The 13,574-nt window shown below is 58.2% G+C and carries 11 protein-coding genes and 1 pseudogene; 4 read left to right on the top strand and 8 right to left on the bottom strand.

Annotation, left to right across the window (positions count from 1 at the left end; translation table 11 throughout):
- Positions 1-231: 231 nt before the first annotated feature.
- Positions 232-732: a hypothetical protein gene (locus tag MICA_RS01025; protein WP_148260396.1), complete on the bottom strand. Its 501-nt coding sequence runs from the start codon at positions 730-732 to the stop codon at positions 232-234.
- Complete coding sequence (locus MICA_RS01020; RefSeq protein ID WP_014101788.1) at positions 669-869, bottom strand: hypothetical protein; 201 nt, start codon at positions 867-869, stop codon at positions 669-671. The genes MICA_RS01025 and MICA_RS01020 overlap by 64 nt, the downstream gene beginning before the upstream one ends.
- Positions 870-935: 66 nt before the next feature.
- Between MICA_RS01020 and MICA_RS01015 the strand changes: the two genes are divergently transcribed.
- Together MICA_RS01015 and MICA_RS12285 are read left to right on the top strand one after the other, a co-directional pair.
- Complete coding sequence (locus MICA_RS01015; protein ID WP_014101787.1) at positions 936-1,778, top strand: undecaprenyl-diphosphate phosphatase; 843 nt, start codon at positions 936-938, stop codon at positions 1,776-1,778.
- A 53-nt stretch (positions 1,779-1,831) separates the two neighbouring features.
- Positions 1,832-2,980 carry an HAD family hydrolase gene (locus tag MICA_RS12285; protein ID WP_014101786.1) on the top strand — a complete coding sequence of 383 codons (1,149 nt, stop codon included), beginning with the start codon at positions 1,832-1,834 and terminating at the stop codon, positions 2,978-2,980.
- Here the strand turns inward: MICA_RS12285 and rsmD are convergent.
- Positions 2,874-3,407: pseudogene (gene rsmD, locus MICA_RS12485) on the bottom strand (16S rRNA (guanine(966)-N(2))-methyltransferase RsmD); the annotation flags it as partial. The gene MICA_RS12285 and the pseudogene rsmD sit on opposite strands and share 107 nt — an antisense overlap.
- A complete protein-coding gene (locus MICA_RS01005; protein ID WP_014101785.1) occupies positions 3,407-4,366 on the bottom strand; it encodes a pseudouridine synthase in 960 nt (319 codons plus the stop codon). The gene MICA_RS01005 and the pseudogene rsmD, both read right to left, overlap by 1 nt.
- Before the next feature lie 257 nt (positions 4,367-4,623).
- On the opposite strand from MICA_RS01005, the gene MICA_RS01000 reads away from it, so the two are divergent.
- Complete coding sequence (locus MICA_RS01000) at positions 4,624-5,091, top strand: nucleoside deaminase (protein WP_081463052.1); 468 nt, start codon at positions 4,624-4,626, stop codon at positions 5,089-5,091.
- A 28-nt stretch (positions 5,092-5,119) separates the two neighbouring features.
- On the opposite strand, the gene MICA_RS00995 is transcribed toward MICA_RS01000, so the two are convergent.
- The gene (locus MICA_RS00995; RefSeq protein ID WP_236619934.1) at positions 5,120-6,646 is read right to left on the bottom strand and encodes a vWA domain-containing protein; all 1,527 of its coding nucleotides are present in this window, start codon (positions 6,644-6,646) and stop codon (positions 5,120-5,122) included.
- A gap of 138 nt (positions 6,647-6,784) precedes the next feature.
- Between MICA_RS00995 and MICA_RS00990 the strand changes: the two genes are divergently transcribed.
- Entirely contained in the window at positions 6,785-7,834 is a 1,050-nt protein-coding gene (locus MICA_RS00990) for a prepilin-type N-terminal cleavage/methylation domain-containing protein (RefSeq protein ID WP_014101781.1), read from the top strand.
- Between the two features lie 78 nt (positions 7,835-7,912).
- Here MICA_RS00990 and mbfA read toward each other — a convergent pair whose 3' ends face one another.
- From mbfA to putA, 3 genes are all read right to left on the bottom strand, one after another.
- Entirely contained in the window at positions 7,913-8,869 is a 957-nt protein-coding gene (gene mbfA / locus MICA_RS00985; protein WP_014101780.1) for an iron exporter MbfA, read from the bottom strand.
- 112 nt (positions 8,870-8,981) lie between these two features.
- The gene (locus MICA_RS00980) at positions 8,982-10,313 is read right to left on the bottom strand and encodes an EAL domain-containing protein (protein ID WP_014101779.1); all 1,332 of its coding nucleotides are present in this window, start codon (positions 10,311-10,313) and stop codon (positions 8,982-8,984) included.
- A gap of 35 nt (positions 10,314-10,348) precedes the next feature.
- Complete coding sequence (putA, locus tag MICA_RS00975) at positions 10,349-13,474, bottom strand: bifunctional proline dehydrogenase/L-glutamate gamma-semialdehyde dehydrogenase PutA (protein WP_014101778.1); 3,126 nt, start codon at positions 13,472-13,474, stop codon at positions 10,349-10,351.
- Between the last annotated feature and the right edge of the window lie 100 nt (positions 13,475-13,574).

Below are 13,574 nucleotides of genomic sequence, written 5' to 3'. Positions count from 1 at the left end.
TACAGGATCAAGGGCTGGCGCAAAGAATTTTATACCAATCGGTATTTTCATATTGAAATTCAGTGTCCCTCTCCCATGGGGAGAGGGATGTGCAGGCTTAGGGCGAAAGCCCTTAGCCGGAGCCGGGTGAGGGGTTCTGATCTTGCCGATCAAGCACGACACCCCTTCCAACCACCCCCCCCTCACCCTAGCCCTCTCCCCGTGGGAGAGGGAACAGGGGAAATACAAGGTTCAAGGCATTGTTCGATCAATACGCGCAGAAACCTTGGCCACACGACCATCACGGATGAATATCGTTATTTTATAGGACGCAAAAACATCAAATATCCGGCCTAAACCGGGCCCGCGCTGGCCATGGACCGTTTCGTCGTAGTACTCTGCCGATTTAAATCCGGCCGGATATGGTTCATCTGGCAGCCATTGACGGGTTGTTATTCGAAACCCATTTTTCTCTAACTCAGCATAGGCAAGGGCTCGTTCTGCGCAACACTGTAGGATATGTTCCGCACTAGCACGTCCCACATAACCAACATTCTTACCATAAGCCCCATCAAATATTTTGAGCAGGCTTTTGTCAGACGTGTTGTTTTGGAAAGCGGCAATTCCGAGGACGACTGCCAACGCCCCTAGAAAAACAACGCATAGCCAACGTCTTCCCTGCTTCATCCCTACCCCCAGAAATGCGTATAACACGCCATCGCCGTGGCCCCGCCCAAAGCGGCCAGCAACCATGTGATCGCCCCGTACAGGCGCAGGGATTTATCCTGCAGCAAGTCTTCTTTGCTGCGGTCTTTCAGGATGTAACGCAGGGCGATCAACCCCAGCACAAAACCGCCAATAAAGCCCGCCACACCGATGACATAGACCATGGGTAAAAATCCGTTTATTGTTTTGAATCACAAACCTGACCGCATCACGGAAAGCTCCGCTTCATCATGCCACTCTATCATATTATCATCCTGGCCATCGTCCAAGGGATCAGCGAATTTTTGCCGATTTCGTCATCCGGGCATTTGATCCTGACCCATGCTTTGCTGCATGAGGGACCGGGGCAACCCGATTACTGGGGTGAAACGCTGACACTGGATATTGCGGTCCATGTCGGCAGTTTGCTGGCCATTCTGCTCTATTTCCGCAAGGATATCTGGCAGGTGGTGCTGGGCGGATTCGACTTGCTGTCCGTGCATAAAAACGGGCTGACGCAACGGTCCAAACTCTGTCTGTTCCTGATGGCTGGAACCGTTCCGGTCGTGATTATCGGCCTGATCCTGCATATTTATGAACCGGCCTGGGCGCGGTCCTTGCCGCTGGCGGCGTGGGGGCTGGTGATTTTCGGGATCCTTCTGGGCGTGGCCGACCTGAAATGCCCCGCCACCCGCACGGGGGCGGACCTGACTCTCAAGGATGTGATGATTATCGGGCTGGCCCAATGTCTGGCCCTGTTGCCCGGGACCAGCCGGTCGGGCATCACCATGACCGCCGGGCGGTTTTTGGGCCTGAGCCGGGTTGAAGCCGCGCGCTTCTCCTTCCTGTTGGGCAGCATTGCCATTGCCGGGGCCGGGTTTCTGGCCGCGTTGGGCATGGTTGAAAACCCGCCCAGCAACGGGTTGTGGCTGGATATTGCGGCGGGGGTCGTCGTGTCTTGCCTGGCCGCGTTGGGGGCCATGCATGTCCTGATGAAATGGCTAACCCGTTCCAGCTTCATGGTTTTTGTCTGGTACCGCGTCGGTCTGGGCCTGTTCCTGCTGGTTTTGCTTTACACTGGCATGCTGGGCTGATACATATATCCCTGTCGAGTTATTATAGAAAATAACAGCAGGGTTTATGCTCTATGTCGAAACCGCGTAACGCAAAAGCCAGCCGCCCGGAAAAACATCTGGTCGTCTGGGATCTGGACAACACGCTGACCGATACGATCAAGACGTGGGCGCAATCCACCAGCCGGGCCATGGCCCGCACATCCGCGCTGTACGGTTTGAACCCGGCCCATGTCCAGCAGGCCTTCCGCAAGACCCCCAGCCAGTTCCGTTTTTACGATTACACCGGGGCCCTGCAATGGATGGGCGCACAAAACATGCTGCCCAAGGCCGCCAATCCGGTTGAAGAAACGCAGCTGAAAGCGACACAATGGGCCATCCGCGACCGTTGGATGAAAGAACAAAAGGAATTAACCACCTTCTATCCGGAAGCGGTCGAAACATTGCGCGGTGTCCGCAACAGCGGTGCACAACAGGTGATTTATTCCGACACCGAAGCCACATCGCTGATCCTGCGCCTGTGGTTTTTGGCCCAAAATGCACAAAAAAGCGGCCAAATTGCCGATTTCATGGAAATTCCGGCGCTGTTTGACCATTTTTACTGCCAACCCAGCATCGAATCCGACAATCGCCTGCTCAGCCAGATTGATCCGGCCTTCGTTCAGGCGATTAAGCGGAATATGACGCTGTGGGGACCGCATCCGGTGACGGGCAAACGTCTGGCGAAGCCCAGCCCGAAACATTTACAGCAAATTCTGAAGGATTTTTCGTGCCCAACGAACCGGGCCGTGATGGTCGGGGATTCCGACAAGGATGGGGCCACCGCCCGTCCGCTCAAGGTGGCCTTTGCCTGGCACAAACGCGGGTGCATTGTGGACCGCTACACCGCCGAATCCGCCAGCAAAATGTCAGATCCGGGGTATGTGTACGGAACGCGTGCGATTGAAAAAGCCATGAAACGGCAGGATGTCCGCCCCAGCATTACGCTCGCCCGTTCGCTGACCACGCTGTTCAGCGCGTTCAACTTCAAGGCCGGCCATGGTTTCAGCCACAATATTGAACAAAGCGAAACAGGGTCAGACCATACGCCCGCTCATCCAAAATACGTACACCTGACACCGATTGCACCAGTTCATCGGCTGGCGCCGTATTTTCAGTCTCAAGGACTGCTATCGCCCCTGGGGCCATCCACCCACCCGCAACCAGCGGGCCCAACGCCCTAGGCACCAGACCCTGCCGATACGGCGGGTCGAGGAAGACCAGCGTCGCCGGCGGGACGTCCGCCGGACGCGCGCCCGGCTTGGTCGAATCCCGGACATACAGCGACGTACGATCGGTAATTTTCAATGATTCCAGATTGTTACGGCACAGCCCCGCAACAGCGCGATCCTTCTCAAAAAACACGGCGTACGCTGCCCCGCGGGACAGGGCCTCAACCCCCAGCGCCCCGGTTCCGGCAAAACCATCCAGCACGACGGCTCCATCCAGATCAAAATCCGTCCCCGGCATCAGGTCATCCAGCCAGCGCGGGGCATTCAACATATTGAAAATCGCCTGCCGGTTCCGGTCCCCCGTTGGGCGTACATGTGTACCCGTTGGCGCCTGAAGTACGCGCCCACGAAATTCCCCGCCGGTGATTCGTACACCCATCAGCGTTTACCCGTACGATTACCCGTGGGCTTTCCCCCGGACCCAGACGGTTTACGGTTTTTCCGCGGCTTGACCTTGGTGTCCGGCTTGGCCTTGGCCCAGCCTTTGCGGCTGGTGGCGTTCTTGGCCGGGGCCGCGCCCGTATGCGTGCGGGCTGTACGCGGGGCAGTATCAACACCATCAATGTCCGTATCCGTCTGCGCAGCCCCGGGATTAAAGTATGTCGGGATCAGCTCGCGCAGGGCGGCCAAAGGGACTTCCTCCACCGCGCCTTCGTTCAGCTTGCCCAGACGGAACGGGCCATAGGACACCCGGATCAGGCGCGTCACCTGCAAATCCAGTGCCTCCATCACCCGGCGAATTTCGCGATTTTTGCCCTCGGTCAGGGTGACGGACAACCAGCTATTGGCTTTGGTCTGTGCTTCTTCCAGCGTGGCCTCGATCGCGCCATACCGCACGCCATCGACCGTAATGCCGTCCTTTAACCCGGCCAGTTTCTTTTCATTCACGGTCCCGTACACACGTACACGATACCGGCGTTTCCACCCGGTGGCCGGCAATTCCAGATGGCGGGACAAGCCCCCGTCATTGGTCAGCAGCAACAGCCCTTCGGTCGTTAAATCCAGCCGCCCGACACTGACCACCCGCGGCATGGCGGCGGGCAACATGTCAAACACGGTGGGGCGGCCCAGTTCATCCCGGGCCGAGGTCACAAGCCCGGCGGGCTTATGATACAGGAACAGGCGGGTGACCTGCGCCGTCGGCAGGGGCTTGTTATCGACAAAGACCTGGTCATCCGGCCCGACGAGACAGGCCGGGGACTCCAGCGTCTTGCCATTCACCCGGACGCGGCCCGCCGCGATCCAGCTTTCCGCCTCGCGCCGGGAGCACAGCCCCGCCCGGGCCATGACCTTGGCGATGCGTTCGCCGCCGGATTCACTGTTTTCTGTGTCGTTCATGCTGGTGTTCTCTTTGGCGGTCTTTTGATTGTTCCGGCCTTATGTACCACAAAGGTACAGCGGCATAAAGAAACTCGAAGAGTTCCCCCTCCCAGAGGGAGGGGGCTAGGGGGAGGGGAATAAAGCCAGAATATATGCTCCCCTTCATCCACCCTGTACCCCCTCACCCCACCCCTCTCCCCATGGGAGAGGGAGCAAGGGGAAGCGACCGCGCTGCGTCCTTTGTGCCGCCGCGCCTTTGTGGTAAACACCCTGCCATGGTGATGAAAACCGACGATCATTACATGCAGGCCGCGCTGGCCGAAGCACACGCCGCTGGCACCCGGGACGAGGTTCCGATTGGCGCAGTGCTGGTCGATGTGGAAACGGGTGACATTGTCGCCCGGGGCGGCAACGCCACGATTGAACGGGCCGACCCCACAGCCCATGCCGAAATTATGGTCATTCGGGATGGGTGCAAAAATGCGGGGGCCCAGCGCATTCCCGCCTGTGATTTGTATGTGACGCTGGAACCCTGCGCCATGTGTGCGGCGGCGATCAGCTTTGCCCGCATCCGCCGCGTGGTTTATGGCGCGCCAGACCCCAAGGGCGGCGGGATTGATCACGGCGGCCAGTTTTTCACCCAACCCACCTGCCATCACCGCCCAGCGGTCGCAGGCGGCATCATGGCGGATGAATGCGGCCAGATTCTCAAGGATTTCTTTGCCGCAAAACGGAAGAAATAAGCCGATCCGGTCCGCATCCGCGGCCCGCTTATTTACAATATAGCTTATCCACCACCGTGGCCGGGGTATAGGGTTTGCAAATCCCGGCAGATTTATACAGCGCGTCCAGCAATTCATCCGGATTGTTCGACCGGTAATAGGCCCCGCCAGTTTCCTGCGAGATTTTTTGCAGGCTGGGGTTCCCCACCACGTCGATCACATCGACCTGAATGTTCGGATGCTTGGCTTTCAATGTGGCCAGCAGGGACATGGGATCTTCGCCGCCATTATTTTCCCCATCGGAAATGATGGTGATTTTGTCCGGAAAATCCGGGTTGTCGACATAGCCTTCCGGCTTGTGCGCCTTGATCTGATCCGCCAGCCCCATCATGTGCGAGCCCAGCGGCGTTCCGCCCGACGGGCACATTTTGGCCAAATCCCCCTCCAGATCGGCCATCATTTCATCGTCCTTGGGCGGGACATAGACGGACCCGTCGGTTGGGGCCTTGTCGAAAATCCGGTCTTTCCATGTTGAACTCAAAACCGGATTCACGTCCTTGAGCCATTGTTTATTGGTAAACCCGGTCATAATGGTATCACCGGGGCTTTTGCTCAGCGTGTTGGAATAAAGCCGCGCCGGCATCACGCGCCGCATGGCCCAGTGGGCCACATCCATCCGGGTACAGTTCTTGCCAACCTCCGGCGGGCACCCGTTGGCCTTGCTGGCCATACTGCCGCTGGTATCAATCAGGAACGCGGTGTCGCGCGGGATTTTCAGGCCCTTGTCCTCACACGCCACAACGGTCTTGCTGGGGCGATAGGCCACGCGCGATACGAACGGATCGGCCGGGTTGGATGATTTTTCCATGGTGTTCATAAACACGGCATTGCTGTCGATATCGCAGTTAATGCCGGACTTCTTGCCCGCATCACAGGCCGCCACGATGGCCCCGTTATCGGTATAGGCCCCGTTATCGTCCCACCCCATGCTGTAAACCACCTGCACGATGTTGTTGGGTTTGGATGTGGCGCTGTTGCCTGCTGCATCTTCGATGCGGATGGCCCCCCGGTCTTCGGCCAACGGGGCACCGTCTTCGGTGTAGGCCTCTGTCACGGCATAGACCAGACGGCGGTTATAGCCATCGGCGATATATTCATCGGGAATGTTCAGGGTGCGCACCGGCACCGCCCCGATACGGATAAAGCCCTTGGTCGCGTCTTCGCTGGCCACGCGGGTTGTGCCCGCCGGAGCGGTCAGATCAGTGGCGCAATTATCGGAAATTTCGACGCCGAAATTGGCGGTATCAAACGGGTCCGTCAAACGGGCCGGGCACGGATAACGCCCATGATGGGCCGCAAAACTGGCCAGCGCATCCTGAATATACTCCATGCGCGCCTGGGTGGTTGATGATCCCTTCTGTGCGGACCAGACCTGATACAAGGCCCCGCCGACGGCGACGACGCCGCCCAGAATGATCATTAAAAAGGCCATCGCCAACAGGGAGAACCCCGCCTGTGATGTCCAATGGGCCCGATTATCAGATTTGCACGCAGACCGGTTTTCATGACCCTGCATGACCGTATCCCCCATTAACGCCCTCTCAACCAACAATCATATATACTTTTGATTAAACTTGCGTAAAAATTGATCTAAATGCGTAACTTCTGGTTTTTATTCATAAATTTGGTCTTGAGAGGACCGGGGGAGATTACGATGGCGCACCACCCGAACATCCGCGAACGCGGTTTTACACTGGTGGAAGTGGCGATTGTCATGCTGATCGGCGGCATTTTGCTGGCCACCGCATCGACCATGTTGCTGAGCTATCTGAAAAAAACCGAGATCAACACGACACAGGAGCGGCTGGACCAGATTGACGAGGCCCTGCAGCTCTTCCTCAGCCTGAATGGCCGCTACCCCTGCCCCGCGCGCCTCAATGCTGCGCCCGACACCGCCAATTTCGGCGTCGAAATTTCCGAAAACGGATGCAACACGGTTGCGCCCGCCGCCGATGAAACGATTGCTGCGGGCGGTGGACGCGGCGGGCGATTGGTCCGCATCGGGGCGGTGCCGGTACGCACGCTCAATTTGCCGGATGATTTTGTGCGGGATGCGTGGGGCGGGCGCTTTACCTATGCCATCACGGAATCCCTGGCCCACCCCACCACCTATAACCGCGATGAAGGGGCCATTTTCGTCAATGACGCCGCCGGCAACCCGGTTGTGACCTTCCCCGCCGCCGGCACGGCCCATTACATCATCAACAGCCACGGCGAAAATAACGCCGGGGCCTACAGCGCATCAGGCACCGGACGCTTTGCCTGTACCGCCGGAACGCGCGAGACAGAAAACTGCGATGATGATGCAACATTCGTCAGCACAACAATCCGCAGCACGGGCAACAACGCCAACCTGTATGACGATTTTATCCGCATCCGCGCCACAACGGCGTTGGGCATCGGCATTCCGGACGGGGCCGTGATGGCGTTTGATTTGAGCGCATGTCCGGATGGATGGGTGCCCTTTGCCAACGCCAATGGTCGCATGATTGTCGGGGCTGACGGGGCAACCTATAACCGCGGGAATACCGGTGGAGCAGAAACCGTGACGCTGAGCCTCAGCACCGTCGGAGCCGTGGCACGGCCAACCGATTTATCGACGCTGGGCGCCAGCGGTACCACGCTGATGGAAAGCACGGGCGCAGCCACGGCGCACAACAACATGCCGCCTTATCTGGCCTTGCTTTACTGCAGGAAGTCGTAAGCTCCGACCTCAAAAAAGCCCCTCCCTCTGGGAGGGGGAATAAAGAGGTGAGGCTCTCTTGGGCTGCCAGCGGACGCCTTACGAACTGCCGATCAAAATACCGGTCAGCAGGACCAGCGCCCCGCCCAGCACCACCTGGACGGAGGCAGAGTGGAATGGTGTGTCCATGTATTTCCAGCGAATCCACGAAATCGCCCACAATTCGACCACGACCACGACCGCAGCAATAAACGTGGCCGTCCAGAAATCGTGGATCAGATAGGGCAGCGTGTGCCCCAGACCACCCACCGCCGTCATCAACCCGCACACGCCACCGCGCAGCCACGGACTGCCGCGTCCGGTGATTTCACCATCATCGGACATGGCTTCGGTAATCCCCATGCTGATCCCCGCCCCCAGTGATGCCGCCAGACCGACGACAAAGGCGCTGTGCGAATCATGCGTGGCAAAAGCCGCCGCAAAAATCGGCGCCAGCGTTGAGATCGACCCATCAATCAGGCCCGCCAGACCGGGTTGCACCACCTGCAGCACGAACATGCGGTGCGCGGTTTGCGCCTCTTCATGCTTGATATCGGCGGGCAGGTTTTTTTCTTCCAGGTCGGCGGCGCGGGCTTCGTGGCCTTTTTCGATCAGGGCCAGATCGCCCAGCAATTTACGGACCTCGACATCCTTCGCCTGCTCCGCCGCTTTGGCATAGAAGTTGGAGGCTTCGATCTCCATGATCTCGGCCTGACGGCGCATGGCATCGACGGGCAGATTGTCCATCAACCAGACCGGGCGGCGTTTCAAAAACCCGCGCACGTCCTGACGCGTGATATAAGGCAATTGATCGCCGAAACGCTTCTTAAACAGCGTCAGGAGCATGTTTTTATGATCCTGCTCCTCCGCCGCCATTTCATCGAACATCTGCGCTGTGGACGGAAATTCCGCACGCAGGCGGTTGGCGATGTGCTTGTAGATTTGCGAGTCTTCTTCTTCGCTGGACACGGCCAGCGCGAGGACTTCGTCTTCTTTCAAATCGGCAAGGCGTTTCAACGGATCATCTCCTGACTGGTATTTTTAATCAGATAGCATGATAACAACGGATCGCCACAGATCAAGAACGCATTGATTGAGAAGGATAATTGAGAATTATTCGCAAGGCGGATCAGATTGGCTTACGCACCGCGAACCCTTGCGCAAATTCGCGCGCCTGTGCGGGCATCAGGGGTTTGGCAAAGAAATACCCCTGTGCCATCTCACACCCCAGGGCGTTGATCATCTGGACATCCTGTTCGGTTTCCAGACCTTCGGCCACCACATCCATTTTGAAGTTATGGGCCAGACCGACAATGGCGCGGATAATATCAATGCTGCGCGGGGCATCGTGCATCTGGCTGACGAAAGACCGATCCACTTTGATCGAATCAATCGGGAAGCGGTGCAGATAGCCGAGCGAGGAATACCCCGTCCCGAAATCATCCAGCGCGATGGTCACGCCCAGCGCGCGTAGCCCCCTGAGCACCTGTTCGGTTTTTTCGGGGTCATCAATCAGCGCGCTTTCCGTGATTTCCAGTTTGATCCGGTGCGGGTCGACGCCACTATGGACCAATGTTTCCCGCACCGATTGGATAATATCCAGATTTTCAAAATTGATCCCGGACAGGTTGGCGCTGATAAACAAAGGAACGTCATCGCCGCCCATGTCAGACAGCAGATCCGGCATCAATTCACAGGCCTTTTGCAGCATCATATGGTCGATAAACTGCACCAGATTGGTGCGTTCGGCCACCGGGATAAATTCATCGGGGAAGACCATGCCCCGCTCCGGATGGTTCCAACGCACCAGCGTTTCAAACCCCACCAGCCGGCGGCTGGGCAAGGACACGATGGGCTGCAAAGCAGGGACAAATTCCCCCTTTTCAATACCGCGGCGCAGTTCCTGCTCCAGCTTTAATTCCTTGATCGCGTTGTCACGCCGACGCCAGAGTTCGGACAGGCGGGCCGCATCTTCGGGCATATCATAATGCGTGGCCCGGTCCATCGCCTGCGCCACGGCGGACAATTGATCCTGCCGGATCGATTCTGGCAGATTGACGCGGACGGTGCGATACCGTTCCACCAGCAGCGCCACCATCAGCGATAAAATTGGATCCATTTCCAACACGCGGTTCCTGAGCGCGCCGCGCGGAATGACGAACAAAACCGCATCACTGGTGACGACGGCGGCGGCACTGCGCAATCCACCATCGATCAGCGCCATTTCACCAAACACGTCCCCCGGGCTCAACCGCGCCAGAACGCTTTGTGGCCCCTCCGGCCCGGGACCCAGAATATCGACAGTTCCGCCCTCGATCAGATAGGCATTGTCCCGCGGCTCACCCGCTTTGAACAGCACGCTGCCCGCCTTGAAATTTTGCAGACGCACGCCACGGTCCACCCGCTTGCTGGGCGGGGTGATTTTGGTCAAAGACTGCAAGGTCGGGTGTGGTTTGTTCATATCCCTATTGTAAATCAGGATTAGGGTTTAAGAGGTTAATCATCCAGACTGACCAGGCTGGCATTGCCGCCGCTGGCCGTTGTATTGACCGAAATGACCTTTTCCGTTGCAAAACGCGGCAAATAATACGGCCCGCCCGCCTTTGGCCCCGTGCCGGAAAGTCCATGTCCACCAAAGGGTTGCACCCCAACGACCGCCCCAATCATGGTCCGGTTCACATAAACGTTGCCCGCATGGGCCCCGTCGGCCAAATCATGGATCGTGGATTGAATACGGCTGTGTATCCCGAATGTCAGGCCATAGCCCGTATCGTTGACCGCCTTCAAAATCGCATCCCGCTCAGACGCCTTGTACCGGATGATATGCAGGACCGGACCGAACACTTCCCGTTTCAAATCACTGATCGATTTGATTTCACAGGCAACAGGGGCAAAGAACGTGCCCTGTTTTTCCGCGCCCATCGGCAACGGGGCGGACGCCACGATTTTTCCAAACCCCTCAATCGCTGCGCGATGCTTCACCAGAATCTGGCGCGCTTCATCATCAATCACCGGACCGATATCGGTACGAATATCCATCGGGTCGCCGATGCGGATTTGTTCCATCGCACCGCGCAGCATCGTGATGATTTTATCCGCCACATCATCCTGCAAACACAGGACACGCAAAGCGGAACAGCGTTGCCCGGCGGAGCCAAAGGCGCTGATCATCGCATCATCCACCACCTGTTCCGGCAGAGCGGATGAATCAACAATCATCGCGTTCTGGCCGCCCGTTTCGGCGATCAACGGCACAATCGGGCCATCCTTGGCCGCCAAGGTCCGGTTGATGATGCGAGCCACTTCGGTCGATCCGGTGAAGGCCACACCGGCCACATCCGGGTGCGCCACCAAGGCCGCGCCCACATGCCCATCACCGGGCAGCAGGGTAAACGCATCATGCGGCACACCCGCCATGTGGATCAGTTTTGCGGCCAGCGACGCAATCAACGGCGTTTGTTCGGCGGGCTTGGCAATCACGGCATTCCCGGCCATCAGGGCGGCAGAGACCTGCCCCATGAAAATGGCCAGCGGGAAGTTCCACGGGGAAATACACACGAACGTGCCGCGCCCATGCAGGTTCAGCACGTTGTTTTCCCCCGTCGGGCCCGGCATGACATGGCCGTGATCAACAAAATCAATGCGCCCGCGCATGGCGTAATAGCGGCAGAAATCAATCGCTTCGCGCAGTTCGGCCACGGCGTCATCCATGGTCTTGCCCGCCTCACGCACGCACAAGCCCATCAACGGGATCGCATAATCCTGCATCAGATCGGCCAGACGATCCAGACACGCAGCCCGGTCGCGGGTGGGGGTTGCGGACCAGACCGCAAAACCATTCCGGGCCGTTTCAAAGGCGCGTTTAACATGGTCGGCACCGGCATAAACCGCGTGCCCGACAACATGGTCACGGTGCGCCGGATTGGTCACCGGGATCATCGCCCCATCGCGGTAGAGCTTGCCCCCGATCAGCGGGGCCGCCACCCATTCCACATCATCCACGGCCGCCTTCATCGCCGGGATCAGCGGCCCAACCACATCCGGATCGGTTAAATCCATCCCGGCGGAATTTTTACGGCCCATACCATACAGATCGGCCGGCAACGGAATGCGCGGGTGACGACGTGTTTCATTGCGTTTTACATCAGCAATCGGGTCTTCCACCGCATCTTCCACTGGCACTTTGGGATCAAGCAACTTGTTCACAAAGGAACTGTTCGCCCCGTTTTCCAACAAACGCCGCACCAGATAGGGCAGCAAATCTTCATGCGTGCCCACGGGGGCATACATGCTGACCCGGATGTTTTCGCTCTGTTTCGCATCATCCAGCACGATGTCATAGAGCGCTTCACCCATACCGTGCAGACGTTGGAATTCAAACGGGCCCGCCGCCGCGCCACCATTTTCGCGCACCATGTCCAGCACCGCCGCCACCGTGTGCGCATTGTGCGTGGCCAGCATAGGGTAAAACACATCGCGGTTTTGGATCAATTTTTGTGCGCACGCCAGATACGATAAATCCGTATTGCATTTGCGCGTAAAGACCGGGTAATCGCGCAGACCCATCACCTGCGCGCGTTTAATTTCGGTGTCCCAATACGCCCCCTTCACCAACCGGACGGACAGACGGCGTTTTTCCGCCCGCGCCATGGCGGCCAGACGGTCGATCAACGGATAGGTGCGTTTGGAATAGGCCTGCACCGCCAGCCCCAGCCCGTCCCAGTGTTTCAAAGACGGATCGGCAGCGACAGCCCCAATGATATCCAAGGAAATTTCCAGACGCTCGACTTCCTCCGCATCCACGGTCAGGGCGACATCCTTCGCCGCCGCGACGCGGGCCAGATCCATCAATTTATCGGTCAGGGCCGGGATGCAATGATCCGCCTGAGAATAGCGATAGCGCGGATGCAGGGCCGACAATTTCACCGAAATGCCCGGCATCACGCCATTGACCGTTTTGCCATTGGCGGCAATGACATTCAGCGCGGACACGTAAGAATTAAAATAGCGTTCGGCATCGGCCATGGTGCGCGCGCCCTCACCCAGCATGTCATAGGACATGCGGTAGCCCTTGGCTTCATAGGCCTGCGCGTTTTTCATGCCTTCATCAATCGTGCGGCCCAGAACGAATTGGTGCCCCATGATGCGAATGGCTTGCCCCATCGCGGTGCGGATGACGGGTTCACCCAGTTTCGCCACGACGCTTTCCAGCGTGGCTTTGGTCACACTCAGACCCAGCCCCGTGGCCTTGACCATCCAGTCATTGACCGCCCCTTCGGGGGCCCAGTCGGCGGCGGTGATTTTATCGCGGATCAGTGCGTCCGCCGTTTTTGCATCCGGCACGCGCAGCAAGGCCTCCGCCAAGCCCATCAGCGCCAGCCCCTCATCCGTGGTCAGGCGATATTCCTGCATAAACGCTTCCAGCTCACCCGCCTTGCGTCTCGCCCCGCGCACGCGTGTGACCAGATCAGAAGCTGCCTTGCCCACACGCTCCGCCCGTTCCGCCTTCCACGCCAGATCGACCAGCAGCGTATTCACGCGCACGGTTTCATCGGCATACAGATACGGGGCCAGATCGTGGTCGGTTACATTCGGGGGGGTCATTGCGCGCAGAGCTGTCATCATCGAATCTCCATTCAAGATTTCGGTGATGAGTCTATAGGATTGAAAAAAAGCGGCAATGGGGGCCACAGATTCCCATAACAAAACAACACACCCTCTC

Source organism: Micavibrio aeruginosavorus ARL-13 (genome assembly GCF_000226315.1).
Classification (GTDB): domain Bacteria; phylum Pseudomonadota; class Alphaproteobacteria; order Micavibrionales; family Micavibrionaceae; genus Micavibrio; species Micavibrio aeruginosavorus_B.
Note: the sequence above shows the minus strand (reverse complement) of the source record. Positions and strands in the feature narration are given on the sequence as shown.